The sequence below is a fragment of the Shigella sp. FC1567 genome (assembly GCF_001743015.1).
Lineage (GTDB): Bacteria > Pseudomonadota > Gammaproteobacteria > Enterobacterales > Enterobacteriaceae > Escherichia > Escherichia coli.
Genome location: NZ_MIIV01000338.1, coordinates 1 through 744, shown reverse-complemented (window position 1 = coordinate 744; position 744 = coordinate 1). Strand labels below are relative to the sequence as shown.

1 pseudogene is annotated in these 744 nt (G+C 42.3%); it reads left to right on the top strand.

The features are described from left to right. Nucleotides 1-79: 79 nt before the first annotated feature. Nucleotides 80-595 (top strand): annotated as a pseudogene (locus tag BHE85_RS17365) (porin); the annotation flags it as partial. Nucleotides 596-744: the final 149 nt, after the last annotated feature.

Sequence of the window (744 nt, the reverse complement as noted above, 5' to 3'; positions counted from 1 at the left end):
TCATCTGTACTCCAATGACTAGTCTAAAAACTAGTATTAAGACTATCACTTATTTAAGTGATACTGGTTGTCTGGAGATTCAGGGGGCCAGTCTACGTTGTCTGTAGACTACAACATCGAAGGTTTTGGTTTTGTAGGTGCATATAGCAAATCTGATCGTACTAATGAACAAGCTGGTGACGGCTACGGTGATAACGCTGAAGTGTGGTCATTAGCAGCCAAGTATGATGCAAATAATATCTATGCAGCAATGATGTACGGTGAAACCCGCAACATGACCGTTTTGGCTAATGATCATTTTGCAAATAAAACCCAAAACTTTGAAGCTGTTGTACAGTATCAGTTCGACTTCGGTTTACGTCCGTCTTTAGGCTACGTATATTCCAAAGGCAAAGATCTTTATGCTCGTGATGGACATAAAGGTGTTGATGCTGACCGCGTAAATTATATCGAAGTTGGTACCTGGTACTACTTCAATAAGAACATGAACGTCTACACAGCATACAAATTTAACCTGCTGGATAAAGACGATGCAGCGATTACCGATGCCGCAACTGATGACCAGTTTGCAGTTGGTATCATCTACCAGTTCTAATCAGCCAACGCGCCGCGGCGTGTTACTGTAAAACATAACACTAGCCTGAGTTCGGGTAATGCTGCCAACTTACTGATTTAGTGTATGATGGTGATTTTAAGGTGCTTGCGTGGCTTCCATTTCCATCAGATGTCCTTCCTGCTCCGCTA